Consider the following 26,631-nt stretch of genomic DNA (forward strand, 5'->3'; position numbering starts at 1 on the left):
ATAGTAGTAAACGTGTTATGCAGGCGTTATAAGCACCGATTTTTTAAAGTTGTTTGAGTCAGAGGTAAAGGTTTGAAATTTTCAACGCGTTCAGCGAAAGATAGTGATTTTGAGTTTTTATTTGAACTTAAAAAGGCCGCTGAATTTGAGCCAATTAAGGCTGTATTTGGTTGGGACGATAAAATCCAACGTGAAATGCATCAAGATGAATGGGATGAAGAAAAACCAACCATCATTGAAATGTCAGGTGAAGCTGTAGGTAGCTATTTGCTTCAAAACAAAGGCGACCATTTATATTTTTGCCGCTTCTTTTTATTACCAAAATTTCACGGGAAAGGAATAGGAAGTCAGATTTTAAGCCAATGTTTAGAGTTTGCTGATAGTGAAAATAAACCAGTGAAATTGTGTTATTTACAAGGCAATCGGGTAGGTGGTTTATATCGTAAATTTGGTTTCCAAGTAACATCAGAAGATGCTCAATTTATTCATATGAGCCGTGTGAGAATGTGCTTATAACAAATGCATCAACACGATTTACTACACTCGGCAATCTCAGTTTGCCGAGTGTTTCTCGTTTTAAGGTGTTAATTTTAAGTATAATTGCTTGGTAGTAAACGTGTTATGCAGGCGTTGTGCGTACTGAGTCCGAAATTTTTTGCACGGTTCCTCAATGGAAACGAGACTTTTGTAAGCGCTATTTAGTCATCGAAAATTATCTTCTTTGTTGTCTTTTAGTGTTCGTTTCATCAGGTTCGGCAATTAAGTATTGTCGGTCTAAATTCAGGCGTTTCAGAGGCATTTTTACGCTTCAATGGTTCTTTGGTGTTGCCTCATTTTAACCTGCATCCGTGTTTTCCTCGCCGCATTTTCAATCCCAATTGTGGCGAGTGTATTTGGTTTATCAACTCAAAATCTGCTGAAACCAAGTCGTTCAAATGGCGTTGTAAATGTATTTGTTTTTCTTCACATTATTTCCAGTTTTATGTTCATTTTGTTCGCTTAATTACCATTGGTAAATTAAAATCAGGGTATCAAAAATCTTGGCAGAGCAGTTCTTTACCAAGTTGGCCAAGTCGAAAGTAAGTCCGCACAACAATCGCATCAACACGATTTATTACACTCGGCGTTCTAGGTTTGCCTTGGGTTTTGTGATTAGGGCGGTTAATTCAGGTTGGTTGGCACAGTAATAAACGTGTTATGCCAGCGTTATAAGCACCGATTTATTAAGGTTATTTGAGCCAGAGGTAAAGGTTTGAAATTTTCTACGCGTTCAGCGAAAGATAGTGATTTTGAGTTCTTATTTGAACTTAAAAAGGCAGCTGAATTTGAGCCAATTAAGGCTGTATTTGGTTGGGACGATAAAATCCAACGTGAAATGCATCAAGATGAATGGGATGAAGAAAAGCCAACCATTATTGAAATATCAGGTGACGCAGTAGGTAGCTATTTGCTTCAAAACAAAGGTGATCATTTCTATTTTTGCCGTTTCTTTTTATTACCAAGTTTTCACGGAAAAGGCATAGGAAGTCAGATTTTAAGTCAATGTTTAGAGTTTGCTGATAGTGAAAATAAACCAGTGAAATTGTGTTATTTGCAAGGTAATCGGGTAGGCGGTTTATATCGTAAATTTGGTTTCCAAGTAACATCCGAAGATGCTCAATTTGTTCATATGAACCGTGTGAGAATGTGCTTATAACAAATGCATCAACACGATTTGCTACATTCGGCATTCTAGGTTTCTTTGAGTTTGCCGTATTAAGTGGTAAATTTGAGCTTAATCTGCATAGTAGCAAACGTGTTATGCAGGCGTTATAAATACGGGTAAGTTATTCATAATAAGGACATTCAATGAATCAGATTAATATCCAACACTTTAAACATCCTTATGCCGAATTTGTGCTTGGCTCATATGACGGTAAGCTTTGTCTTTGTGACTTTCGATATCGTAAAATGAGAAGTACAGTTGATGATCGTATTAAGCGCAGCCTTAACGCTGAATTCGTAGAAAGAAACGACGATGTTTTAGAATCGACCAAAACGCAACTTGAAGAATACTTTCTTGGTGAACGAAGTGTTTTCGATATTCCTTTATTACTGGTTGGTACGGATTTTCAAAAATCGGTGTGGGGCGCATTAAATAAAGTGAAATACGGTGACATTGTAACGTATCAAGATTTGGCTTTATCAATTGGCAATGAAAGCGCGGTTAGGGCGGTTGGAAATGCTAATGGTGCAAATGGATTGGCAATTATAATTCCTTGTCACAGGGTAATTGGCAGCCAAGGTGAGCTTGTTGGCTATGGTGGCGGTTTATCATTGAAAAAACGCCTTTTAGAATTAGAGCGGAATCTCTTCATCTAAGTCTAAATAGTATTTATAACAAATGCATCAACACGATTTGCTACATTCGGCATTCTAGGTTTCTTTTAGTTTACCGTGTTTAGTGGTAAATTTGAGCTTAATCTGTATGGTAGCAAACGTGTTATGCAGGCGTTGTGCGTACTGAGTCCGAAATTTTTTGTACGGTTCATCAATAGAATCGCGGCTTTCGTAGTTTCGGCTTAGTAAGCGTAAATTTCTTCTTTGTTGCCTTTTGGTTTTCGTATCATCAAGTTCGGCAAATTAGCCATTATTTCCATAAGTTCAGGCGTTTCAGAGGCTATTTTACGCTTCAATTGTTCTTTGGTTATGCCTCATTTTAGTTTGCATCAGTGTTTTGCTCGCAGTATTTCCAATCCCAATTGTGGTTAGGATATTTGGTTTATTCGTTCCAAACTTGCTGAAACCAAGTCGTTCAAATGGCGTAAAAAATGTATCTGTTTTCCATTCACTTTATCTCGCAGTTTAAGAACATTTTGTTCGCTTAATTGGCATCGGTAAATTAGAATCTAGGCTTAGAAAATCTTGGCAGGGCAGTTCTTTACCAAGCTGGCCAAGCCGAAAGTAAGCACGCACAACAATCGCATCAACACGATTTATTACATTCGGCGTTCTGGGTTTGCCTTTAGTTTTGTGATTAAGGCAATAAAATTCAGGTTGGTCTGCATGTTAATAAACGTGTTATGCCAGCGTTATAACCTAGGTGAGATATTTCTCAAATACACTTAAATATTAATTGTTTAAGTGATAGTTAAGGTAGAATTGATTTAATACTATAGATTGCAGCTATTTAGTAATCATTGAATAAAAAAGGACTTTGAAAATGACAACTCTTCAAAAAATTGCAATAGGGCTTGGATCTGGTTTACTTGTTGGATCTGTTTCAACGGTGCTACCTAGCTTACAATTTTGGTGTTTTGTCATTGGATTAACTCTAGTTAATTACGTTATTGTTACGACGAAAAAATAAAGCAAATAATTGATAGTTATCGGTGCCAAAGAGCATGACTTGCTGGAAATAAGATGATCAAGGTAGTGATTATAATGTTGAAGGTAAACAGTTACGGTTTCAGTAACATTATCAGATGGTTATAACAAATGCATCAACACGATTTGCTACATTCGGCATTCTAGGTTTCTTTTGCTTTACCGTGTTAAGTGGTAAATTTGAGCTTAATCTGCATGGTAGCAAACGTGTTATGCAGGCGTTACACGAACTAAAGATAGCAGTTTTTTGGCTCAATTCAGCGATAGAACCATTCGATTTTTAGATGTGAAAGTAGGGTGGTTTTCTTTCTTCTTTGTTTCCTTTGGTGTTCATTTCATCAGGTTCGGCAATTGACTATTGTCGGTCTAAGTTCATGCGTTTCAGAGACATTTTTACGCTTCAATTGTTCTTTGGTTATGCCTCATTTTATCCCGCATCAGTGTTTTCCTCGCAACATTATCAATCCCAATTGTGGCAAAGATATTTGGTTTATCAGCTAAACAATTGTTGAAGCTACATCGTACAAATGATGCTAGAAAAAGGATTACTTCGTTTCGCAGTTTTTGCAGTTGAACGGTTCTTTTGTTCGCTAAATTAGCTTTTGTAATTTAGAATTGGTTTCTAAATATTATTGGTAAATCAGTTCTTTATCAATTGAAGCGAAGCGTTGACAAAGATCGTGTAACAAAGCAATCAACACGATGCTATTACACTCGGCATTCGCGGTTTGGAGTGTAATTGGTTTGGTAATTAAGGCGTTCGCACGTGTTATTGCGGCGTTATATTTTTAATCTAGCTTTTGGCTAAAAATGAGGTAAATAGGTGAGAAGGACAATTCTCCGAGCATTCTTTGATTCAAGTAGAGCGATGCAAAATGTATATATTGGTTTAATTTTACTCTTTTTGAGTTTATTACGGATAACCCTTGAGATTTACCCTACGACTGAACAAAATGAAAATGGTATAACTTACCCATTGTGGGACTATTTTTCAGGTAATTTGTTACCGGAAATATCGGGAATGGTTATTGAGGTTTTACTATTTCTATTTGTTATTGATGTTATACGAGAATTTGAACGCGTCAAATTAGAGAAAAAAGCAGAATTAGAACTAAAGCGGTTAGAAGAAAATCAAAAACTGTCTGAGTTACGTAGAAAAATAGAAATTGAACGGCGATTAAGGCATCAATTGAGAGTTTTAATCAGAAGAATATTTGAAGATGTTGAAATCATACATGAAGAAACCTGTGCTGATTTTAAATTCCACGCAAATAAATACCTAGAAAATCAGACTCTTTTTGTTGAGCTTATGTCTAAAGTTTCTGAAGAAACTGTTGATAGTGCTTTTTATGAAGAAGCTGCAAATCTGGCTAAATTCGAGCTTGAATTACTAATGTCAATAACACAATCATGCACTGAATTGAGTAGTCAGCATATGAAATCATGGATGAACATTTTGTTTTTTCTTAAACAGTTATCAATTGGAAAGGAAGTTAACGAGAGTGCAATAAAATTAATATCAAATATAGCAAATTTTGAAAAATGTAGTCGAGCATTAGGCTATGACGCTCAAATATAACAAATGCATCAACACGATTTGCTACATTCGGCATTCTAGGTTTCTTTGAGTTTACCGTATTAAGTGGTAAATTTGGGCTTAATCTACATGGCAGCAAACGTGTTATGCAGGCGTTAGCTCTCATGTTAAGAATTTCGTTCCCTAGAAGGTAAATATGTTTAAGAAGAAATTTTATCCACCTGTATTAGATATGAATGAAATGCATGATGTTAAGTCTAAGATTAAGAAGTTAACCAAAAATGCTAGAAATCATAAGTATCAGTATATTGATCAAGATGCAGTCAGAAGTATTGTCGGAAAGTGGACTCCGATTTCTGTAATTAATTTTTCATACTTATTAGAATGTTTTCTATCTGCAATGAATGATTCAGGTATTAGTATTATGGATGCTAAAGGCGCGTATAAAACAGATATACCTAATGTACCAGAATCCTTAATTGGTATAGGGAAAAAATTATTAAAAAGCAACCAAAATTATATACAAGGGTCGTGGAATTTATTTTGGGATTTAGATTTCGATATAGTCCACGAATGTATAAAAGATAAACCAGTTAAAACAATGGTTAAACCTTACTTTGCTTTTGAAGAGTTTAAAAGAAATAAAGAAGAATCAAGGGTAATTGTACATGCAGTCGTTGCTGAATTTGATGGTACACCATGGGCTATTTCGTTTCCATTACAATATATAATGAAAGGTTTTCCGAAAATTAAAAAACAACACTATGGGTATTGTCATAAAATAGCTCTTCGTAGTGAAGATGGAGATATAGAAAAAGAATATGTATATATTGGGGTGACTAGCCGTGATTGGTTAAAAAGAATGAGTGAACATTTTAATGAAATAAAATCAGGAAGTAACAAGCTTTTTCACAAAACGTGGAGAGAGTTTACTGGAAATAAAAATGTCCTATTAAGTAGTGAACTCATTGTTGGTGACCATACATACGAGCAGATAATGGCTTGGGAAGAAACTATGGTTGACCAGTGTATGAAAAACAAGGTGTCTTTAAATATGATACCTGGCGGCTTTAAAGGTATGAAGTTCCTCCACAAATTTAGATTATTAAATAGTGACAGGGTTACTATTGCTGAAAGAGATGCTGCGGTTTTAGAGTATCAAAAAATAAACCCTAGATCCGGTATCGCCAATTTACTTATCAGTGAATTATGGAAAGACGATGAATATGCCGCAAAAGTAATTTGTAGTTCAGATGACAGGTTATCAGTAGAACAAGTTCTAAAAGTACGTGAGTTGAATTCTTGTGGCTATACTGAACAGCAAATTCTTGAAATAATTAAAGGTAAAAATATTCTACAAATTCAGAGGGTTATAAGTGGAAAGACGTATTCACGTATTCATTAAGAAAGCTAACAATTGCATCAACACGATTTGCTACATTCGGCATTCTAGGTTTATTTGAGTTTACCGTGTTAAGTGGTAAATTTAAGCTTAATTTGCATAATAGCAAACGTGTTATGCAGGCGTTATGTAGCTTAAAAGTTTAACAATTAAGGAAGTAATAATGGAAATGATGATATCGATTAAAGAATGGTTAGGTGCTAATCATGAGTGGTTTCTTAGTGGTATTGGAGTCGTAGGAATATCGTTAATTTGGAAATTCTTTTTTAAAGGGAGCGATTCAGGGCAACAACAAAAATCAGGAAAAAACTCAACTAACAATATGGCTGGTCGAGATCTTAAAATAGGAAAAACAGATGATTAGTACTCAAAAGCAATCTTCTGGCGATAATTCAAACAATTACATGGCTGGAAGAGATTTAACCATTGTAAATGGTTTAACAAAAGATGAATTATTAGATCTTCTTAAATTGCACTCCGAAGCTAAATCAATACCTGAAAAAGAATTATTTGAAACAAGAGAGCAAGTAAAAAAAGCAATAACTCCTTTCTTTATACAGAATAAAAAGATATTTGATACATATGGACCTATGACTGAAGAGCGTTTTAACCCTGAAAGTGATATGCCTGAACAATGGTTAAGAAAAATAGCTGATTTTATTTTGCCAAACAATCATAAAATCGTTGAAATAATTGAAGAAAATAGACATTTACTTATTGAATGTGAAGAGGGAGTATTTGAAGAATATAAGCAGCATGTAGATGATTTTAATGCTAAACATACAGGTAGAAGTAATGCCAATGGCATTACTTTCCCACAAGAAATACTTAATATTTTGGGGTAATTATGAGTTTAAGTCGTTGGTGCGAAGAAAGATTTTTAGATCATGATAAAGTTGAGAGTATTGAAATAATAGAGAATTTATTAAGAATAACTCATGAGAATGGACACATTTTTAATGTGGCATGTATTTCAGAAGATCGTACTACTCTAGATTCATTAAGTGGGATTGATGTGGGTAATATTGATTTCTTGCTAAATATTAAGAAGGATGCATATATCGTCGGTGATGTTTATGCTTTAGCTAATTCTGCCGGATTTGGTATAGGGGGGCTCGGTGATGCATTTAGAGCGTTAGCCTTAGGTGGAATGGCTGGATACTTGGATGCTGAAATGGAGTTTGTGATTCCAGGACTTAGACAGCATTCTCGTGTTAATAATATTCAAAGGTTGGACAATCGAAGGTTTTATATTGAAAGAGATGGATTGCCTCCGGTCACAATTTTAGTTCTAAATGATTATGACTTAACTGCTGCATCCGTCAGAAATGGCATAACAACATTTGGTGAATTTCAAGCGATTTTGACTTCAAACCCTAATTGTAGAAGATCAACTAGTAGTCAAACTGCAGCTGACAGTGCAGGAATAAAACTCTTATCTTGGGGTGAGTTAATGGGAGATTTAAATAGAGTTTGGACTTGATTAATATAATTGAGCGAATTAAAGCAATTAACGTACGTTTAAATGCATCTGGACTAAATGTGGATTTTTATTTTTTTGGTTCAATTTTGGATAATGAGAAAAACTCAAGTGATGTTGATGTGTTAGTTATTTATAATCATTTTTCAGAGCTTGATTTAATAAAATTTGAATTATCAGAGTTATCTATACAGATACCTCTTGATTTATATTTTATGACTCCAGAAGAAGAAGTCGAGCTTGAGTTTGTGAATAGAACTCAAGCGGTGAAAGTTTAATGTATTTTATAGTTGTAATCGCTACATAACAAATGCATCAACACGATTTGCTACATTCGGCATCCTAGGTTTCTTTTGCTTTACCGTGTTAAGTGGTAAATTTGAGCTTAATCTGTATGGTAGCAAACGTGTTATGCAGGCGTTATGTGCTTTTTTGTTGCTTATAGGTGGTCTTTCTTTTCTATTGAACTAGTGCACATTTTATTTATCGTGAAAGGTATACCTTAGTCTTTGTATTAATTAAGCAAAGAGTGTGAGTTATGATCAAACAATGGAAAAATAAACGCTTTGAACGCTGGGCTCTTACACGTAAAAAAGGACAGCTAAATTATGTGCTCAAACAAACTTTGCTCATTGGTGGCGCGGTTTTTTTTGGGTATTTGGTTGGGTTTATTGTTTTCGACAAAGTTCGTTCATGGGAAGAATACCGATTAGACTTATACGTTCAAATTCCTTTTTTGTTCGTTTTTGGACTAATCCTGAATTACTTTGGGTGGATAATAAATGAAGTGATTTACGAAAAAGAATATAAGAAAAGAGGGTTATCAAAACCTAAGTAAATAAATATGGTATTTAAAGTTTGCTACGCACATAACAAATGCATCAACACGATTTGCTACACTCGGCATTGTCAGTTTGCCTTTAGTTTCAGTGACTAAGGCGTTAAAATTCAGCTAGGATTGTATCGTAGCAAACGTGTTATGCAGGCGTTGTGCGTACTGAGTCCGAAATTTTTTGCACGGTTCATCAATAGAATCGCAGCTTTCGTAGTTTCGGCTTAGTAAGCGTAAATTTCTTCTTTGTTCCCTTTTAGCGTTCGTTTCATCAGGTTCGGCAATTAAGCATTGTCGGCCTAAGTTCAGGCGTTTCAGAGGCATTTTTACGATTCAATGGTTCTTTGGTGTTGCCTCATTTTACCCTGCATCCGTGTTTTACTCGCCGCATTTTCAATCTCAATTGTGGTGAGGATATTTGGTTTATCAGCTAAAAATCTGCTGAAACCAAGTCGTTCAAATGGCGTAAAAAATGTATCTGTTTTCCATTCACTTTATCTCGCAATTTAAGAACATTTTGTTCGCTTAATTGTCATCGGTAAATTAGAATCAGGGCTTAGAAAATCTTGGCAGAGCAGTTCGTTACCAAGCTAGCCAAGCTAGCCAAGCCGAAAGTAAGTCCGCACAACAATCGCATCAACACGATTTATTACACTCGGCGTTCTGGGTTTGTCTTTAGTTTTGTGATTAAGGCGGTTAATTCAGGTTGGTTGGCATAGTAATAAACGTGTTATGCCAGCGTTATGTGCTTTCAAAAGGAAATTGATATGGATAATCGAGTTAGAAATCTTAAAACTGTAGATTCATGTGCGAAGTTTAGAAAAAACGCTCTTAGATTGGGAGAGAGTGACTTGGCACAACAAGCTCAAGTTAGAGCTATCGAAATTAGGGCTGAGCTATATGGATGCCAAACAATGGCGGAAAAATTATCTCTTGAAGCAGTTTATGCGTATGAAGCTATTTTAACTAAAAAGAATGGTAAAACAACACGAGCTAGTCGCACTTGGCAAATGATAAAGCGTCATGGAATAATTGAAGCAGTTGAGAGAGCAGTTAATCGAGAATCAGTAACACAAGGATATACAGCTTTAGTTGAAATGGGATTAGAAAAATATGCATTTGAAGCAGTCATTTTAAAATACCCTAAACTTTTTTCTATCGATGCAGTTAAAAAATCTGAAGAACGCATGAATATTTGGTTACGCACATAACAAATGCATCAACACGATTTGCTACACTCGGCGTTGTCAGTTTGTCTTTAGTTTCAGTGATTAAGGCAGTAAAATTCAGTTAAGCCTGTATCGTAGCAAACGTGTTATGCAGGCGTTACACGAACTAAAGATAGCAGTTTTTTGCTCAGTTCAGCGATAGAACCATCCGATTTTTAGATGTGAAATTAGGGTGGTTTTCCTTCTTCTTTGTTTCCTTTTAGTTTTCATTTCATTAGGTTCGGCAACTGAACATTATTTCCAAAAGTTCATTGGTTTCAGAAACTAATTCACGCTTCAATTGTTCGTGGTTTTGCCTCATTTTATCCTGCATTAGTGTTTTCTTCTCAGCATTATCAATCCCAATTGTGGCGAGGATATTTGGTTTATCAGCTCCAAACTTGCTGAAACAAAATCGTACAAATGGTGTAAGAAAAAGGGATTGTTTCATCTCGCAGTTTTTGCCGTTGAAGTGATATTTTGCTCGCTTAATTGAGTTAGTCTAATTAAACTCAGTTCACCGTAAATCTCGGTAAATCAGTTCTTTACCAATTAAAGCGAAGCGTTGACAAAGATCGTGTAACAAAGCAATCAACACGATGCTAATTACATTCGGCATTCGCGGTTTGGAGTGTAATTGGTTTGGAAAGTAAGTCGTTCGCACGTGTTATTGCGGCGTTAGCTGCTTCTTTGTCGTGTTAGTTTTATGGATTTTCATATATGTTTTAATTAGCCCTCGATTTCATAGTATACAATGCAAGCAATAGGTCTAGTTTTTAATTTTATGGACAATTAAAATGGCAAAAGTATTAGTGAGTTCTTGTTTATTAGGCTGCAAAGTCCGCTATGACGGGAATAATCTTGAGGTAAATACGAGCGAGTTTGATGAGTTTATTGAATCAAATGACATTATATCCTTTTGCCCTGAAGTTGCTGGCGGCTTGCCGATACCACGCATTCCCGCAGAAATATGCGGTGGTACAGGAAATGATGTCCTTGATGGCTCAGCTAAAATACTTGGCAAAGATGGTAGCGATGTAACGAAGGCCTTTTTAAACGGCGCTGAACTAACTCTTAAAATGTGCCTAGATAATGACGTTGAATATGCAATTTTAACTGAATCAAGTCCATCTTGTGGCAGCTCCAGTATTTATAATGGTAAGTTTGAAGGTGTTAAGGTCTCAGGAAAGGGCGTAACTTGCACTTTACTTGAAAATCACGGTATTAAAGTTACAAGCCAACATCAATTAGCAAGGTTAAAAATTTAAATCGCAGCTAACAATTGCATCAACACGATTTGCTACATTCGGCATTCTAGATTTCTTTGAGTTTACCGTGTTAAGTGGTAAATTTGGGCTTAATCTGTATGGCAGCAAACGTGTTATGCAGGCGTTATGTGAATGGAGTCTAAAATGTCCTCAGTCCAAAAAAATAAAGATGAGTTAGTTGATGCGATTAGCTCTATTTCATCTAAATTATTGGTTGATTATCAATCTATTCCACCGGAGTTATCTCGTGATTTGGAAATTGAAGGAAACGTAAAAAATACAAAAGTTAGTGTTTGCGATACTCTTTCATATTTAATAGGTTGGGGTAAGCTTGTTCTTAAATGGTATCAGCTAAAATCAGATGGAAAGCCTGTAGATTTCCCTGAAACCGGTTATAAATGGAATCAACTAGGTGAATTAGCTCAAAGCTTCCAGGCTCATTATAAAGACTGGGATTTCGTTGATTTACAGCTTGAGTTTAAATCGACAACTAAAGAAATTTTAGATCTAATTAATAGCCTTGATAATTATACTTTATATGAAATCCTGTGGTATGAGCAATGGACGTTAGGACGAATGATCCAATTTAATACATCGTCACCAATGAAAAATATGAGAACAAAAGTAAGACGTTTTAAAAAGGCTCATGGGATCAATTAGGCAATTCACATAACAAAGCAATCAACACGATTTATTACATTCGCCGTTGTAGGTTTGTCTTTGGTTTCGGTGTTTTAAGGTAGTAAAATTCAGCTAAGTCGTCGTAGTAATAAACGTGTTATTGCGGCGTTAGGTGTTTCGGAGGTCGTAATGAATAATGATGTCATATTTGCCGGTTTATTCGGTATGCTGTCTACGTTGTTAGGTGTGATTATCACTTATGCACTTAGTTTTAGTCGTGATCAACGATTATTAAAGACTGAATTAGGGATAATTTGTTCAGCTATAGTTGTTGATTTAAAGGCAATTCAAGTCGTTTTTGAACGTAGTGATACTTATATTCCACGATTTTTAAGTTTAAATATTTTTACAATAAAAGGTGGTTATAAATTAGTTCCTGTAGTAACAGCTTTAAAATTGGAAGAATTATCCCATGATTTATCGCGTATTGAGGATATAACAAAGGAAGAGAGTGCATATGAAATAGCGCTTGCTGGGACAGGAGAAACAAGCTTAAAGTATTTTAACCGTAAAGATCAAAGTGAAAGAAGTAACTTAATTATAAAGGTTAAAGTTCTTATTCCAGAACTTATCGAAGAATTAAATAAACACACCTAACAAATGCATCAACACGATTTACTACACTCGGCAATCTCAGTTTGCCGAGTGTTTCTCGTTTTAAGGCATCAATATTAAGTATAATTGCATAGTAGTAAACGTGTTATGCAGGCGTTAACTGCTTCTTTGTTAATTTAGTTTTCAAATATGGTAATCATTCCCTTTGAGTAGTAAACTAATATTATTTCCGCATAAATGTGCGAGGTAAGCATGAAATACGAATTATTAGTTTTAGCTGCAATGACACGATTAGAATCTCCAAATACTCAAGCTATCGTGGCTGCAACTGGGATTTCTGAACGTAAAGTACAATCCGTAGTTAACTCATTAGTTAAAAATTTAGGCTTAAATATTCAAAGAGAGCGTCAAGGTCGAACCTTCCGTTTTTCTATTAATAGCTGGGGTGTTTTTGAATCAGGAAAAGCGATCCAGTCTCAACTTAATGATATTGATTTAGTTATGCCAAGTAATTCAATGCTTTCTTCTTACGAAGAAAAGCATGCCTATTTCGAGCAAGTTAAAATGGATAACTTTAAAGAAAGTATGCGTTTAGAAGGGCATGATGTTGCTAGTAATTTCGATTTATCACTCGACAGAGAGCAACAACGTCAAATTTTGTTAAGCAAATACTCAAACGTAAATTCGTTAGAGGCGCTCAATGGTTGATAAATATGGCACAACACAAGATCCTTATACTTACGAAAATAGTACGGTTCTTGTTAATAAGCTCAATATCAACAATGAAGCGGTATTAGAGGCTGCAGAACGTGATTTAACAACGTTAGCTGCAATGTATGTAGAGTTTCAATTGCCTCCTTACGATTTCATCTATCTGCGTTCAATTCATCATATGTTATTCTCCGATCTATTTGAATGGGCTGGCGAGTTAAGAACGATTGATATTTCAAAGGGAAATACACGTTTCTGTAATGTAGCTAGGATTGAAAAAGAAGCAAATAATCTATTTTCAATGTTAGAAAAAGATAAGTATTTAGTAGAACTACCATACGATGAATTTCTTACTAAGTTAGCTGAGTATTATTGCGATATTAATGTTTTACATCCATTCCGTGAAGGAAATGGTCGTGCCCAACGTTTGTTGTTTGAGCATATTGCAATCAACTGTGGTTACAATATTAATTTTTCAGGCATTACTTCTGAGCAGTGGGTAGCCGCAAATATCCATGGCTATCATTGTAATTATGTGCCAATGAAAGAGCTGTTTTCTGTTTGTGTAACTAAAGCTGAAAAGCGCAGTTAACAAATGCATCAACACGATCTCAGGTTGTTGAGGGAGGACTTGTTTTAAGTCATTATTAGTTGGTAGTGACCGTGTTGTATGAGTATTCTTATGATTCATGAATTTATGAGATACGTTGTAACAGTAAATACGAGCAGAGACGCCGCAATTCAATTATTAAAAGAGCTAAACCTTAATTAGATATAACAGAAAGAAGATATTCGAATCAGTTCACATTTTTATACCTGCTGGGTATTTAACAATGTTATAAGATTTAATTAATTTAAATCAATGAGCTTTTATACGTATAAGGTGGCTTCATGTTAGCAAGGATGTTTAATTTAGCCCTGATCTTGGCCCTAAGTGGATGTTCAACGACGAAAACCGAAGTGGTAACTGAAAAAGAAACAGAATTACATAATGTGAACTTTGTTATAGGTAACATTACGAGTATTTATGATATAAAATTGTCATTAGGTAAAATTGACTTTGAAAATGCGATTTTTAAAGAAGATTGGTTTTCCTCTTTATCTTATCAATATACAGAAGATAGAAGGTATATTGTAGGTTCAGCTAAAGCGGGGAGTTTTATCGCTATTACGTCCACTAAAGCACAAGATGCAAGTGGGACGCCTTTGGGAACCTTTACACCTTGTAATCAAACATTAGTATTTCAATTACCTTATGATGCGTTAAATGTCTACGTTACTGATGTTAATTATCAGTGGAATAATGTGTCTATTACCCCTATATATTCTAATAAGATAGAAGAAGCAATGATTGCCTTTAAAACCTCATATATTAAACAAGCGGCTTTTCGCCAATTATCTGCTGATTTATATAAAGATTGTGAAACACTAAATCCAAACCCGTTAATTATGACAAGACCAATTTAACAAAGCGAGTATTTAATTCTCCTAGTGTAATGTTGATGTGTCTCTAGGTATCGAATAATTAATAATATAACCGTTTGAAATTCAGTCATATTGTTCTAATATATCTTGCGTTACGATAATCTTCCCACCAGTTTTTTGGTGGCTTTTTTGGTGCTTTATGATGGCAATGTATTTGCTGTGGTAGATAGTAATCATGAAAAAAATAATCATTTTAACCACTCTTTTAGGTTTGAGTTCAGCTTCTCATGCTGGATTTAATTTTGATTCAGATAACGAAAGTCGGATATATATCTGTACTCTTCAACCGTTCCAAGACATTTTTGCAGAAGCAGGAATAACAGAGGATATTGCTCGTTATAAAGTGCAACGGCGCTGTGAAAAATCTCAAGGTGAAGATAGTATTTTTTGTAAGTCTCGTGAAGCGAAATGCAATCAATCAACTATCGTACTTGGTCTAGAAGCAAACACAAATAAGAGCGTGGAGATTTACAGTCAGAGTAATCAAATGGGGTCATCGATAAGTATTGAGCATAATGAGCCCGATTTAAGTGATTACAATTTTGACGATAGAATGTCTTCTTATGATATCCCATCAGGTTGGATTGTTCGTTTTTATGAAGGTAAAAATTACACTGGTGACTTTTACACTCGTAAAAGTGGGGAAGGGAACGCGAAAGGGTTTGATAATAAAATTAGCTCGATAAAAATATTGAGCACTTTTTAACAAGATAAACCACATTATTTATAAACGAATTTCTAGCCTTAATTAAAAGGCTAGAATCATATATTACAGCATCAATAGTTTTTATCTTCTAAAATAGCACGAGCTTTATTAACCGCCTCATTAAGATCGTCAATCCTTCCTGCGCTTACCGGACCAAGTACACCCGAATATAATGCGAACTTCTTATCAAATGGCAGATTAAGTTCATCATACAATTTTTGTCGAATTTGAGCACATTGAGTCGGTTCAGCACTTGCTAAGTTTGTGAGCGTGTCATAGATGAGTGACGTTGTATCCATTTGCATTATCTCCATGTAGTTCATCTAATATTATGACTAGTATAGAAAAAAGATTTATGGAATCCCATCACAAAACAGCTAGAACACAAAATAATAAAAATTAACCACTAAGTAAGTATCACTAATGATATTGATGAAGAGCACTTGTGACTTAGTCTTAGATTGACTACAATGACGCACTTTTATTTTATAGGTCATGAACATGAACGACGCTAAAACTCAACCAACTTTACCAGATCATCTTTCTGGCAACCCTCGTAGCCCACACCACGTTGCTGAATGCTTTGAACATCACATTGGTATTCGTTTAAATGGTAAAGAGCGTTTTGATGTTGAAGAATATTGCATCAGCGAAGGTTGGGTTAAGATCCCTTCACCTAAAGCACTTGACCGTCGTGGACAACCAATGCTAATTAAATTAAAAGGCACAGTTGAAGCTTTTTATAAATAAGCATTTACTTATTATAAGTGTTGAAAGGCTTAGGTTTATTACTAAGCCTTTTTTTTATCTAATAATCTAACACAATTTGTTAAATCCTATAATTGCTGATAAATCAGCACATCTTTCTAAATCAAGTATCACTAATAGTGTAGAAGATATATAAAGCTATCATTGTTTTTATTAAGTAACATGTTGGTCTTATATGATTTACTTTTCATTATGGATATATATTTCATTATCATTTGGGGTAGCCGTTATAGCTAAAAGCTATGATCGTTCAGGTCTAATAGCATTCATTTTCTCATTATTATTCACGCCAATATTATCATTTGTCTTCTATGAGTATTTAAGTCAAAAAAAAGCGACCTCATAAGAGATCGCTTTAAATAGGTGAGAGTGACGTTTAATTAGAAAATTAAATGTGCCATACCTGCAATTACTGGAAGTGTGATAATAGTACGTAAGATGAAGATAGCAAACAGTTCAAAAATGTTTACTGGAATCTTACTACCAAGTAATAAAGCACCAACTTCAGACATATAAATTAACTGTGTAACTGACATTGCAGCAATTACAAAACGAGTCATTTCACTATCGATTGAAGCCGCTAAGATTGATGGAATAAACATATCAGCAAAACCAACAACAATCGTTTGAGATGCAGCCGCAGCTTCAGGAACACCTAGCAATTCAAGGAACGGAATAAACGGTTGACCTAACACAGTAAAAACAGAAGTATATTCAGCAATAACAAGAGCGACAGTACCTAATGCCATAACCACTGGTAATACGCCAAATACCATATCTACTGCATTCTTAACGCCTTCACCAAATACGTTTCTAATAGAAGTTACTTTAGCGGCTTTGTTCATCGCTTGCTCTAAACCCCATGAAAATGTTGTATATCCTTCTGGGATTAATTCAGCATCAGCATCACGCTCGGTGCCATCAATGAACAGGTCTTTTTTACGGCTTAATGGCGGTAGGCGAGGGATGATAATCGCAGCCACAACACCTGCAAGACATACTGTTAAATAAAATGGTAAAAAATAACTTTCTAATTCAACTTGAGCAATAACAACAAGGCTGAAAGTAATTGATACTGCAGAGAAAGTAGTACCAACAACAGCGGCTTCACGTTGAGTATAAAACTTACCTTCATATTGCTTGCTTGTTAAAAGAATACCAACAGAACCATCACCTAACCATGATGCCATACAGTCAATAGCAGAACGACCTGGTAAATTGAAAACAGGACGCATCACTTTACTTAACAAAGCACCAAATAGTTCAAGTAAACCAAAGTTAAGAAGAAGAGGTAATAATAAGCCTGCAAAAATGAATACAGAAAAAAGAACAGGAAGTAAATCGTTTAATACTAAACCACCAGTATTTGGTTCCCAAATGGCCTCAGGGCCAAATTGAAAAAATACCATTGCTGCCGCTGCACCACCAATTAGGCGAACGACGAACCAAAGTGGGCTTGGGTTCAACAAACCAAATAGGAATTCATTTTTAGTAATAAAACTTGGTTTGAATAGTTTAAACAAGATAGTTACTACTGCCATAAACATAGTGATGCCTGTAACCATAGCTACTAGGTGTTCACCGAATAAAGCCTGAATTGATTTAGCTAAAACGGCAACTGGGATAGTAATATCACCGTTATAGGTTATTGGGGCCATAAAAAGGAACAAGCCGATTAATGACGGGATAAGAAACATTAGAAGATTCTTCTTCTTGCTCATAGGTATACTCTCACTTGAATTTTGCATAAATCTCTCAAATTACCACTAGTTAATAAACTGCTATTCCTTAGCATTATTATTCACTAAATTTCCGTATTCATTCAATAAAGTGGAGATTACACTGTTTTCTAATGAAGTGGAATACTATTCATTAAAAAAAAGTAATTATTCACTTTTATTCAGTAGATGATCATTATTGAATGCTTTATTTGTAATCAAATTGATTGTTATTTGTTAAAAGAAAAGCATTATATACAAAAATGTATGGTCCGCCTCTTAATTGCAACTACAATTAATTAATGACGGAGTTAGTTTGCGCTAATGTATTCGGAGTCACGTTTGGTGAGCCCATGGCTTACCAGCTCCACGATGATATCCGCGCCAGATTATCCTTAAAAAGCCGAAAGCATTTTTATGCTGTTTTTTGTATCAGGTTTTTAATCTGGCCGATTGACCGTTTTTGTCATCACATTCATTGACGTTGCAAACTCGGTTATGGCTGCTTTGCAGCCTTAAAAGCTTGGCGGTGTTGTAACACCGCCCAAGCTATTCTTGCTAGCTTGTTGGCAAGCGCTACCACTACAACATTAAACGGCTTGGTTGCCCTCAAATTGACCAACCACTGACCAAATACTTTCCCTGTGGTGTCAGGTCTAGATAGCACCGCTCTAGCACCATGAACAAATAAGGTTCGAAGCTGTTTATTTCCTCGTTTACTAACACCCAATAACTTGGGTTTACCTCCTGTCGAAAACTGCCTAGGAACAAGACCTAGCCATGCTGCCATATTACGACCATTTGCAAAGTTATTTGAAGAACTCACATCAGCGATACAAAGCGTTGATGTTAAATCTCCAATACCAGGAATTGTTTTTAATAACCGAGCTAATTCATTATTTTCAGAAATATCATGAAGCTTAATGTCTTGTTCCTTTATTTGTTGGCTCAAATAAGAGTAATGCTCATGAATACTGCATAACTCATTGAGTAAACTCGGGGGTAATTCTTGATTTTGCTCTGCTAACCATTGAAAAAGAGCTTTCATCTTCGCATGCCCTTTGGGCAGGCTCAGCCCAAATTCGAGTAGAATGGCGCCAATTCTAGACATACATGCCGTTCGTTCTTTTATATAACCATCTCTAATTCTATGAATGGTTGCTATAACTTGTGCATCTTCTGTTTTTACCGCAACAAAACGCATAGATGGTCGGCTTGCTGCTTCTGCTATCGCAGCCGCATCAATGAAGTCATTTTTATTACCTTTCACATAAGGTTTTACATATTGAGGCGGGATAAGTTTGGCCTGATGGCCTAAGTCTATGCATTTTCGAGCGAGCCAATGGGAGCCACCACATGCTTCAAAAGCAATTATTGTTGGTTCTAGCTTCGCAATAAAAGAGATTAATTGATTACGACTATATTTTTTCCGTAAAACTTCTTTTCCCAAGTGGTTATGACCAACCACGTGAAAGCTATGTTTACCTAAATCGATACCTAAAATTTGGATGGAAGACATATGGTTCACCTCATTTCTGCATGCCTACTCTAAGCATAGGAGTTTGAGAGTGAGGCGGACCATATAATTAAGCCCCCTATAGAAGGAGGCCTGATAAAAGTTGTGATTTACTATTTAAATTCAGCTACACGCATACGGTTAAGTGTAGCCATTACCTCAATAACACGAGGTTTCGCCAAATCGCCGTGTTTTGGCATCATTTCATGCCAATTATCATGAAGTTGCTGAGCAATAAACTCAACAGGATTCGATTCCCAACCTGGAGTTTGTGATAACTGAAACCACATCCAACCAATAGCATGAACCTGCGCAGAAGATTGAAGTTGCGAGATAGCGGTAATATCAATGTATTCACGGCCAAAACGTAATGAATCTTTATTTTTAGCTTGAATACGGAACTTGCCTTCTTGAAGAATCGCTTGAAGAGAAGAACGGTTTAATTGACGCGTTTCCGTTGGTAGCAAATTGTCAGAGCCTTCACGAACACGTGTTGTAGGGTGTGAAGCAACCACTTCTTTTGCTTTTGAAGTCACATCAACAGCTTGGTAATCATGCATTTGGATAACTGTGTCTGCGACATCAAGATAATCGCCAGAGCCACCCATAACAAGAATCGTTGATACGCCCATTTCATCCCGTAATTGACCAATACGATCGACAAGAGGAGTAATGGGTTCTGCACCATTATTTACTAATGCTTGCATACGTTCATCGCGGATCATGAAATTGGTTGCAGACGTATCTTCATCGATTAAGAGGGCTTTAGCCTGAGCTTCTAGTGATTCTTGAAGCCATGCTGCTTGTGATGTAGAGCCTGACGCATCTTGAGTTGAGAAGCATGTTGTGTCTTTACCCATAGGTAAATGGTTAATATAATTCGATAAGTTTAAATTATGAACACAACGACCATCTTCTGCTTGAATTTTTGTTGTCGACTCTTCCGTTACAATATACTCACGACCATCACCAGGGATATGATCATAAATAGAACGCTCTAAAGCATTAAGTAACGTGGATTTACCATGGAAACCACCACCAACAATTAGCGTTATACCTTTTGGAATACCCATTCCTTTAATAGGACCACGGTTAGGTGTCATTAGCTCGACTTCTAACGATTCAGGGCTCTGAAATGCGATCGCATCTTTCATTGGACGATCATTATTACCAGCAATTCGAGGTAAAATACTGCCATTAGCAACAAAAGCAACTAAACCGTGCTCAGAAAGCTGACGACGAAGAGCGACTTGGTCTACGATAACTTTACAATGTTCTTTTAACTCCTCAATAGGAAGTTCACGAGCTAAAAGTGTACGGCGTACATATTTTGGCATATGGAAAGTTAAAATATTAATCGCTTTTTTCGCTAAAATCTCACGACCTTCAGCCGGTAAATTAATGTTGTAACGAAGTTCAATACCTTCATCATCAAAAATTACTGAAGTGTGGTCCAAAACCGTTTGACCAGATAACGCAATTGAAAGCGTTGCATCTTTTTCTAATAACTCACTAAAGTGGCGAGCTAAGAAATCACGAGCGGCACGTTGATAATCAAGTGAGGTTTCTTGAAGCCATTGAAGATGGGTTAACGACCAAGCACGTTTTGCACGAATACGTGTTGGTGGTGCATAAGGGTCAGATTGAACATTATCGATATACAGAGTGAAGTCGGTAAAATCGTATTCCCCTTTAATAGAGGTATAACTACGGTAGTTTCGTTTTTCTAATTTTTTTAGTTTGGCTTCAAGCTGTTCCATTACATTCACATAATCTAATAAAGTTGTGAGCAGTATAACAAAATACAAGGATGAATAAGTACCTCTTTATAACAGCATACTGAAAATATATAAGACTATTTGCTAATTTACTTTAATCAATGAAAAAAGAGATAGTTACATAGAACACATAAGGAGCTTAAATATGGAACTTCTCATTGATATAGCGCAGTATTTATTTATGTTGATTGGTATTGTGAGCATACTAGTCTCAATAACCCAGTATTCTCGAAGAACATCAGACATAAGTGGTGCATTTATGCTGTTTGTAAAGCGAATTGAAATGTCTGTTAATGAATATAAGTGGTATCGAATTGGAATTAGCGTACTTATCTTAGGTGTTGCTATCAGAATTATTAAATTAACCTTGTGGGGTTAAAGTTACCCACAGTTATCCACAATTTCTGTGGGTAACTGTTTGAATAACAGTTTAACTTATTGAATTATAAGTACAATACATATAGATCAAGCTTTTTCTTTCTCTATTCTATTATTTTTTTGTGACGCAAAGTAAAATAGCCAAGTTAATATAAATATTGCTTGGATTGTGGAAAATAATGGACAAAAAACCTTCAAAAAAGAAAGTAGCCATCATTGGTGGTGGCGTTGCAGGCTCAACAATTGCAATGTATCTGTCAAAATTTGATATTGAAATTGATCTTTTTGAGCAAGGAACCAGTTTAGTTAATGGCCCACCTATTTGTCATTTACACGCCGGCGGTAATTTGTACCGTGAGATCTCTGATGAGCAATGTATCGCCTTATTAACAGAGTCAATTCAAACCGCTCAATTTTTCCCTCATTCATTAAATATTCGACCGACAATTATCGCTGTACCTAAAGATGATAGAGCTGAAGCGAGCGATCTTTTACCGCGTTTAAATTTATTGCAAAAGCACTATCAGCAACTCATTGAACAATCTAAAAAGAATGAAGTGTTTGGTAGACCAGAAGATTATTTCACGACGTTTACTAAACAAGAATTATTTGAGATTGCAAAACTTGAACCAACAAATCAACCTCGCTCAATGACAGAGTGGATGATCCCATTCGCTAAAACCACAGATTTAGAGCAAATAAAATACCCAGTAGTCATTGTGCAAGAGTATGGGCTAAGTGTATTTAGAATGGCATCAACCGCACAATTAATTCTCAGTGAACAATCCAATGTAAACCTGCACCTTTCAAGTCGAGTTGAAAAATTAAATAAGCAAGATAATGGCAGTTGGTTTTTGAGTTTTTCAAACAGTGACACCGTCACTAATTGTAACTTTGATTATGTCATCAATTGTGCCGGATTTCGCACCGGTATCATAGATGACCTTGCACAACAGCAGACCAAAAGGTTAGTTGAATTTAAAGCTGCTTACGTAACACATTGGAATAGTGATTTTTTTGGGAAATGGCCAGAAGTAATATTTCATGGAGAAAGAGGCACACCAAAAGGAATGGCACAGTTAACCCCGTATCCTAATGGCTATTTTCAATTACACGGTATGACAGAAGAGATTACGTTATTTAAAGATGGGTTATCTCGTTCATCAGAGCTATCGTCTCAACCGCAGTTACCAGAAAAATTCATCAATAAAATTACGAACGGTTGGAAAGAAAGTATTCAGCAAGAACGAACTGAAAAGGCCATCAAACATTTATCACAATTTATTGCTTCGTTTGAAACCGCATCCACAGCTGGTAAACCGCTATATGGTGCTCAACAAATTCCAGGGGATGATATAACACTAAGAGCCGCGACGATTGATTATGATGGTCATGGTTATTTTAGAGCAGAGATAGTAAAAGCCTCATCTGCTATTGAGTGCGCAAAACAAATAGCACAACAAATAAAATTAAGCAAAGAAGTCAATACACTCACTCAACCATCTAATGATGCCGTTTGTCACTTAGCCGAACAGTTTGCCATAGAAAGAGGGTATCCAGTTGAGCTTGCACAAACGTATTAAAGACCTAATGTTCAGTTATTTATATCGGTGAATATAAAAAGCTGTTTACATATATGGTTTGTATAATCGTGCTAAAATCAAAAATAATCCATTATACAGTGTATCATTCATGATAATTTTACTGATAATCTTGTTGAAATATCCTCGGTTTTTGTTGAGAATAAGCGCATAAAGACAAACTCAAGGTGAGATGTGGAATTTTTATTAAAGCGCCGTTGGCCCAGATTTGAGTGTAAAAAATCTGTTAATGCTAAAATATTTTGGGCACATAGATTGATGCCTTTTGTTAGCGTTAAATTAATGGATGTATCTAAAAAAGGGTTTGGTTTTACAAGTGAACGTAAATTACAAGAAGGCAGTTGTGAACTTAGAATTCGTTCATTTCCTGCAATGATTGGCGATATTGTGTATCGAAAAGAAATAAAATCAGTAAAAGGTGAAACGCTTTACCAATACGGCTTTTATTTAAGTACTCAACTACATAAAACGCAGATAGAAAACCTAGGCTGTAAAGGGGTTATCCATATTGAGCACGCCAACAAAGACGATGATGAGGCTCTAGGATAAAAAACTGTTGTGAATATAGCGGAATAAACCAAAGCATAAAAAGTATTTAAGTAAGACATGTTGTTGATTCGACTCTAAGGGGTGGTATATAGAGCGATTCAAACATGTCATGCTTAAGTTATTTAATTGCTTATCGAGTGTGGTTTCAGAGATTAAGTTATGAATACCTTGGTGAGTATACACTGAATTATCTTCAGGCATTTTACCGGTCCACCAAAAATACAATTCTTTACTGCTTCTTGTTCTATCAAACCAGTGATCACACAATACCACTAAGTGGTCATTCAATAATAAAGCATCATTTTTCTTAAGCGCTTCTATAGCCACATATATTTGTGTTTTGGCTTCTGTTTTTGCATTTAAAAATTGAGGATAGCTCATCCATATACGTTCATCATTGATTATTAATGAAAAAACATATAATTGATGTTCTGCATCATGTGAAAAAAGCGTTATTTCACAAGAGTGACCTTCAGCTTGAATGATTGCTTTTAATCGACGATGAAAAGCAGAGCTTAGATGTGCTGGCGACATTCCACGATTATGAATAGTAGGGTAATGATGCTTACAAATGGTTTTGTAATCATCACTAAATGCATTAAGGCATTGTATAAATATTTGTTCCAACAAGTAAAATACCCCTAAAAAGGTGAGTGTCTCCTGTGTACACTCACTTTTCAATATTCAAAAATAAGAATTATCTATTTTCAAAACGATTGTAGTCCAGAAGACCCGCTTCGATTGGATATTTCATTTTATACCATTCTGTTAACTCGTCACTATAAGCCCAGAATTTATTTGAGCTGCGTCTAATTGCATAGCTATCAAGTAATGCTACGTAATCTTCTTCAGAACCCACTTTGCTTAATTGTTTAACAAAATCAGATAATTTAGATTCTTCAATTTCTAAAAAGGCTGCAGGGTAACTACCCACAACACCATATAGGATAGACAAACGGTCAAGCTTAGGAATACGATTTCCTTCTTCATTAAATAAAGAAGAAATATTCTTATGTGCACTTGTATTTAACAAAGTAAAAAATTCACTGTTCCTTTTACTCGACACGACTTTCAACGTCATAATTTGTGGAAGGTATTGAAGGCCATCACCTTGGATACGATCAATATTGTTTAACGCAATATGTGAAGACTTATCTAAATCTGCATTAGTTACGCTGTAACGATTTGATAGACCTTTGCCCATACGCTTACGTAACTTAGCAAAAAGCTCATCTTTTGGGTTGTCAGACGTATAAGTGATCTGTGTTGGCTGTTCAAACGGTTGAACATCACGTTGTAAAAAACGGCTTAATTGTGGTGATGGGTCTTGATACCAACTTTCAAATTCTGTTTTACGCATTTTCTTAGGTAATAAAGCTAAAAAGTTACTTTCACCTTCCATTCTTAAGAAATCCATGTACATACGGGTCATTAATTGATGGCCAAAATTGCCATAAACATCAAATCCAGCAACTAATAAATAATGAATGCGTTCTAATAGAGCGTAATCAATTACCCAAGCGGTTTTTGGGGTAGGTCCATTTAACCCTTTAATCACCGATGCACTATCGAAGTGACGGTAGATAGTTAATGCCGAATTATCGTTTTTCTGATCACCATTCCACACTAGATCAAGTGTTAAGTGTTTTCCGTCAGCAAAAATGCTATTTAAATAAGTATTCTTCGCCTCTAAGTAGCGAGCTTGATTTCGAGAATATTGAATCCAACTCGTAATTGGTACGGTTGTACTGTCTAATTCTGCGGGTAAAGCAAGATTCTCTTTTTGTTCTCTATAGAACTTAACTACATCAGGACTGTCTGTTTTGTCAGGATCGACAAAGAAAACCCAAAAATGATCATTAATCACATTTAAGGCTAACTGACCACGACAAACAGGACCTTTAATAAAGCCTTGAATTGTATCTTGAGCTTCATCCAACAAATAGCTATAACGTGAGTGAACCGGTAAATCCACAAAAGTAACCAGAGGGTTAGCTGCAATTTCAGTTGAGTAACTTGGTAGCGACGTTACTTGATAATCTGCAGTAACAAACCACTGATTCCATTTTTGAAAACGTTCTTGGTCAAGTAAGTAGGGCATGTGTGTTTTATCAACAATGCTACTTCTGACAGGAACAACGCGATAATAAACACGCTCTACACCCGGGTCATCATATGGTCGACGTGTTGCGATAAGCGATAAAGGTTCACCTGGAGGCGTTGCTGAACGTACAACTTTAAAGAAGCGTAACGTATTAGGATCTTTTGTAAAATATAGATGATTTAAAAACAGGTGTTCATATAGGTAACGAGCGGTAAGCTGCTCTTTTAATGAATTACCATTGAAGAAGGTTTCCCATTTTTCAACATTTGCGATATCTGAATCCGATAGCGGAGCAATATCACTCATATGAGCGCCTTGCTCTAACCAATTCATTAGTAAGTCGTGTTCAGAATTAGACAACTCAGGCATACCATAAGGCATACCCCAGCTTGGATATTGACTCTCATAATCCGACATTTCTTCGATTGTCGGACATTGTTGGTCACGATCGATAGAGAAATCATAACCCGTTAACTGCGTTTCTTTAGCCAATGGATTCGTTTGTTTTAAAGTCAGCATGCGTGCCATAACACCAGCTTCGGTGTTTGCTATTTCATTTTGTTCACGCTCATTAAGCACAGGGGAGAAACCAATATCACGCCATTCTTGCGTTGTTTGAGCATCCTCAAATAAGCGGGTAGGATTTGCAGCAACTAAACGTGTTCCTTCATAAATTTTCGATTTATGCGCACCACGATCGATACCTTCCGCTGAAGACATTTTTAATTGGCAGGGTGCATCGTAACAGGCGTGACATACTACACAGCGTTTATCGATAAGAGGTTTTACTTCTTCAAGGTAATCAATGCTTTCTGGTGACTTATACTCATGAATGCGATTCTGGACTTGCTCTTCTCCAAATAATTGATCGTAGTTATATGTGGCGTACGTGGCACAACCTGAGAAAATAACAACAAAGGCAATCAATAACGAGCGTTTAGAAAACATAGGCAAATCCAATAAATTCAAGATAAGTTATATTGTAATA

The 26,631-nt window shown here is 35.8% G+C and carries 29 protein-coding genes; 23 read left to right on the plus strand and 6 right to left on the minus strand.

Translation table 11 applies throughout. The annotated features are described in order from the left end of the window. The first annotated feature begins 72 nt into the window (after positions 1–72). The 19 genes from AVFI_RS18420 to AVFI_RS18510 all read left to right on the plus strand — a co-directional run bounded on the left by AVFI_RS18420 (position 73) and on the right by AVFI_RS18510 (position 15,231). The gene (locus tag AVFI_RS18420; protein ID WP_054776381.1) at positions 73–516 is read left to right on the plus strand and encodes a GNAT family N-acetyltransferase; all 444 of its coding nucleotides are present in this window, start codon (positions 73–75) and stop codon (positions 514–516) included. Between the two features lie 736 nt (positions 517–1,252). Next, complete coding sequence (locus AVFI_RS18425) at positions 1,253–1,696, plus strand: GNAT family N-acetyltransferase (protein WP_054776380.1); 444 nt, start codon at positions 1,253–1,255, stop codon at positions 1,694–1,696. Between the two features lie 152 nt (positions 1,697–1,848). Continuing rightward, positions 1,849–2,361: a methylated-DNA--[protein]-cysteine S-methyltransferase gene (locus AVFI_RS18430; RefSeq protein WP_155663167.1), complete on the plus strand. Its 513-nt coding sequence runs from the start codon at positions 1,849–1,851 to the stop codon at positions 2,359–2,361. 841 nt (positions 2,362–3,202) lie between these two features. Then, the gene (locus AVFI_RS18435; RefSeq protein ID WP_196582636.1) at positions 3,203–3,349 is read left to right on the plus strand and encodes a hypothetical protein; all 147 of its coding nucleotides are present in this window, start codon (positions 3,203–3,205) and stop codon (positions 3,347–3,349) included. An 885-nt stretch (positions 3,350–4,234) separates the two neighbouring features. Beyond that, entirely contained in the window at positions 4,235–4,945 is a 711-nt protein-coding gene (locus AVFI_RS18440; RefSeq protein ID WP_155663025.1) for a hypothetical protein, read from the plus strand. Between the two features lie 154 nt (positions 4,946–5,099). Continuing rightward, positions 5,100–6,308, plus strand: coding sequence for a hypothetical protein (locus AVFI_RS18445; protein ID WP_188863995.1), 1,209 nt, complete (start codon positions 5,100–5,102; stop codon positions 6,306–6,308). Between the two features lie 160 nt (positions 6,309–6,468). After that, positions 6,469–6,669, plus strand: a complete 201-nt coding sequence (locus tag AVFI_RS18450; RefSeq protein ID WP_107295950.1) for a hypothetical protein — start codon at positions 6,469–6,471, stop codon at positions 6,667–6,669. Beyond that, positions 6,662–7,150, plus strand: a complete 489-nt coding sequence (locus AVFI_RS18455) for a hypothetical protein (RefSeq protein WP_054776311.1) — start codon at positions 6,662–6,664, stop codon at positions 7,148–7,150. The genes AVFI_RS18450 and AVFI_RS18455 overlap by 8 nt, the downstream gene beginning before the upstream one ends. 2 nt (positions 7,151–7,152) lie before the next feature. Next, complete coding sequence (locus AVFI_RS18460; protein WP_054776312.1) at positions 7,153–7,788, plus strand: hypothetical protein; 636 nt, start codon at positions 7,153–7,155, stop codon at positions 7,786–7,788. Further along, positions 7,785–8,063, plus strand: coding sequence for a nucleotidyltransferase domain-containing protein (locus AVFI_RS18465; protein WP_054776313.1), 279 nt, complete (start codon positions 7,785–7,787; stop codon positions 8,061–8,063). The genes AVFI_RS18460 and AVFI_RS18465 overlap by 4 nt, the downstream gene beginning before the upstream one ends. Before the next feature lie 260 nt (positions 8,064–8,323). Further along, positions 8,324–8,623: a hypothetical protein gene (locus AVFI_RS18470; protein ID WP_005423980.1), complete on the plus strand. Its 300-nt coding sequence runs from the start codon at positions 8,324–8,326 to the stop codon at positions 8,621–8,623. A gap of 761 nt (positions 8,624–9,384) precedes the next feature. Then, the gene (locus tag AVFI_RS18475; RefSeq protein ID WP_155663023.1) at positions 9,385–9,828 is read left to right on the plus strand and encodes a hypothetical protein; all 444 of its coding nucleotides are present in this window, start codon (positions 9,385–9,387) and stop codon (positions 9,826–9,828) included. A gap of 794 nt (positions 9,829–10,622) precedes the next feature. Beyond that, the gene (locus tag AVFI_RS18480; protein ID WP_155663022.1) at positions 10,623–11,093 is read left to right on the plus strand and encodes a DUF523 domain-containing protein; all 471 of its coding nucleotides are present in this window, start codon (positions 10,623–10,625) and stop codon (positions 11,091–11,093) included. Between the two features lie 144 nt (positions 11,094–11,237). Further along, positions 11,238–11,753: a ClbS/DfsB family four-helix bundle protein gene (locus tag AVFI_RS18485; RefSeq protein WP_054776264.1), complete on the plus strand. Its 516-nt coding sequence runs from the start codon at positions 11,238–11,240 to the stop codon at positions 11,751–11,753. A 150-nt stretch (positions 11,754–11,903) separates the two neighbouring features. Further along, positions 11,904–12,371, plus strand: coding sequence for a hypothetical protein (locus AVFI_RS18490; RefSeq protein WP_054776265.1), 468 nt, complete (start codon positions 11,904–11,906; stop codon positions 12,369–12,371). Between the two features lie 210 nt (positions 12,372–12,581). Then, positions 12,582–13,037 (plus strand): YhfG family protein, encoded by a 456-nt coding sequence (locus AVFI_RS18495; RefSeq protein ID WP_236781465.1) that lies wholly within the window; start codon positions 12,582–12,584, stop codon positions 13,035–13,037. Next, positions 13,030–13,632: a putative adenosine monophosphate-protein transferase Fic gene (locus tag AVFI_RS18500; protein WP_054776266.1), complete on the plus strand. Its 603-nt coding sequence runs from the start codon at positions 13,030–13,032 to the stop codon at positions 13,630–13,632. Before AVFI_RS18495 ends, AVFI_RS18500 begins: the two co-directional genes overlap by 8 nt. Positions 13,633–13,931: 299 nt before the next feature. Further along, positions 13,932–14,507 (plus strand): hypothetical protein, encoded by a 576-nt coding sequence (locus AVFI_RS18505; RefSeq protein ID WP_065639681.1) that lies wholly within the window; start codon positions 13,932–13,934, stop codon positions 14,505–14,507. 193 nt (positions 14,508–14,700) lie between these two features. Continuing rightward, positions 14,701–15,231: a beta/gamma crystallin-related protein gene (locus tag AVFI_RS18510; protein WP_054776267.1), complete on the plus strand. Its 531-nt coding sequence runs from the start codon at positions 14,701–14,703 to the stop codon at positions 15,229–15,231. A gap of 71 nt (positions 15,232–15,302) precedes the next feature. Here the strand turns inward: AVFI_RS18510 and AVFI_RS18515 are convergent, their stop codons facing one another. After that, the gene (locus AVFI_RS18515; protein WP_054776268.1) at positions 15,303–15,530 is read right to left on the minus strand and encodes a PAS factor family protein; all 228 of its coding nucleotides are present in this window, start codon (positions 15,528–15,530) and stop codon (positions 15,303–15,305) included. 202 nt (positions 15,531–15,732) lie between these two features. Here AVFI_RS18515 and AVFI_RS18520 point away from each other — a divergent pair, with 202 nt between their 5' ends. Next, on the plus strand, positions 15,733–15,981 hold the full coding sequence (locus AVFI_RS18520; RefSeq protein WP_005422827.1) for a DUF3297 family protein: 249 nt from the start codon (positions 15,733–15,735) through the stop codon (positions 15,979–15,981). A gap of 398 nt (positions 15,982–16,379) precedes the next feature. Here the strand turns inward: AVFI_RS18520 and AVFI_RS18525 are convergent, their stop codons facing one another. From AVFI_RS18525 to AVFI_RS18535, 3 genes are all read right to left on the minus strand, one after another. Beyond that, a complete protein-coding gene (locus AVFI_RS18525) occupies positions 16,380–17,747 on the minus strand; it encodes a YjiH family protein (protein WP_065621611.1) in 1,368 nt (455 codons plus the stop codon). Positions 17,748–18,213: 466 nt separating this feature from the next. Next, a complete protein-coding gene (locus AVFI_RS18530) occupies positions 18,214–19,236 on the minus strand; it encodes an IS110 family RNA-guided transposase (RefSeq protein ID WP_065624874.1) in 1,023 nt (340 codons plus the stop codon). A 110-nt stretch (positions 19,237–19,346) separates the two neighbouring features. Next, entirely contained in the window at positions 19,347–20,993 is a 1,647-nt protein-coding gene (locus AVFI_RS18535) for an ABC-ATPase domain-containing protein (RefSeq protein WP_155662737.1), read from the minus strand. Positions 20,994–21,156: 163 nt separating this feature from the next. Between AVFI_RS18535 and AVFI_RS18540 the strand changes: the two genes are divergently transcribed. The 3 genes from AVFI_RS18540 (at position 21,157) to AVFI_RS18550 (ending at position 23,539) form a co-directional block, all read left to right on the plus strand. Next, a complete protein-coding gene (locus AVFI_RS18540) occupies positions 21,157–21,390 on the plus strand; it encodes a hypothetical protein (protein WP_012535185.1) in 234 nt (77 codons plus the stop codon). A 178-nt stretch (positions 21,391–21,568) separates the two neighbouring features. Beyond that, positions 21,569–22,972, plus strand: coding sequence for an FAD-dependent oxidoreductase (locus AVFI_RS18545; RefSeq protein WP_155662738.1), 1,404 nt, complete (start codon positions 21,569–21,571; stop codon positions 22,970–22,972). Positions 22,973–23,164: 192 nt separating this feature from the next. Further along, the gene (locus AVFI_RS18550; protein ID WP_054776206.1) at positions 23,165–23,539 is read left to right on the plus strand and encodes a hypothetical protein; all 375 of its coding nucleotides are present in this window, start codon (positions 23,165–23,167) and stop codon (positions 23,537–23,539) included. On the opposite strand, the gene AVFI_RS18555 is transcribed toward AVFI_RS18550, so the two are convergent. Both AVFI_RS18555 and AVFI_RS18560 read right to left on the minus strand, forming a co-directional pair. Continuing rightward, entirely contained in the window at positions 23,531–24,169 is a 639-nt protein-coding gene (locus AVFI_RS18555; RefSeq protein WP_236782102.1) for a hypothetical protein, read from the minus strand. The two genes, AVFI_RS18550 and AVFI_RS18555, sit on opposite strands and share 9 nt — an antisense overlap. 67 nt (positions 24,170–24,236) lie before the next feature. After that, on the minus strand, positions 24,237–26,591 hold the full coding sequence (locus AVFI_RS18560) for a fatty acid cis/trans isomerase (protein ID WP_155662739.1): 2,355 nt from the start codon (positions 26,589–26,591) through the stop codon (positions 24,237–24,239). Positions 26,592–26,631 lie beyond the last annotated feature (40 nt).

It is taken from the genome of Aliivibrio fischeri ATCC 7744 = JCM 18803 = DSM 507 (genome assembly GCF_023983475.1).
Lineage (GTDB): Bacteria > Pseudomonadota > Gammaproteobacteria > Enterobacterales > Vibrionaceae > Aliivibrio > Aliivibrio fischeri.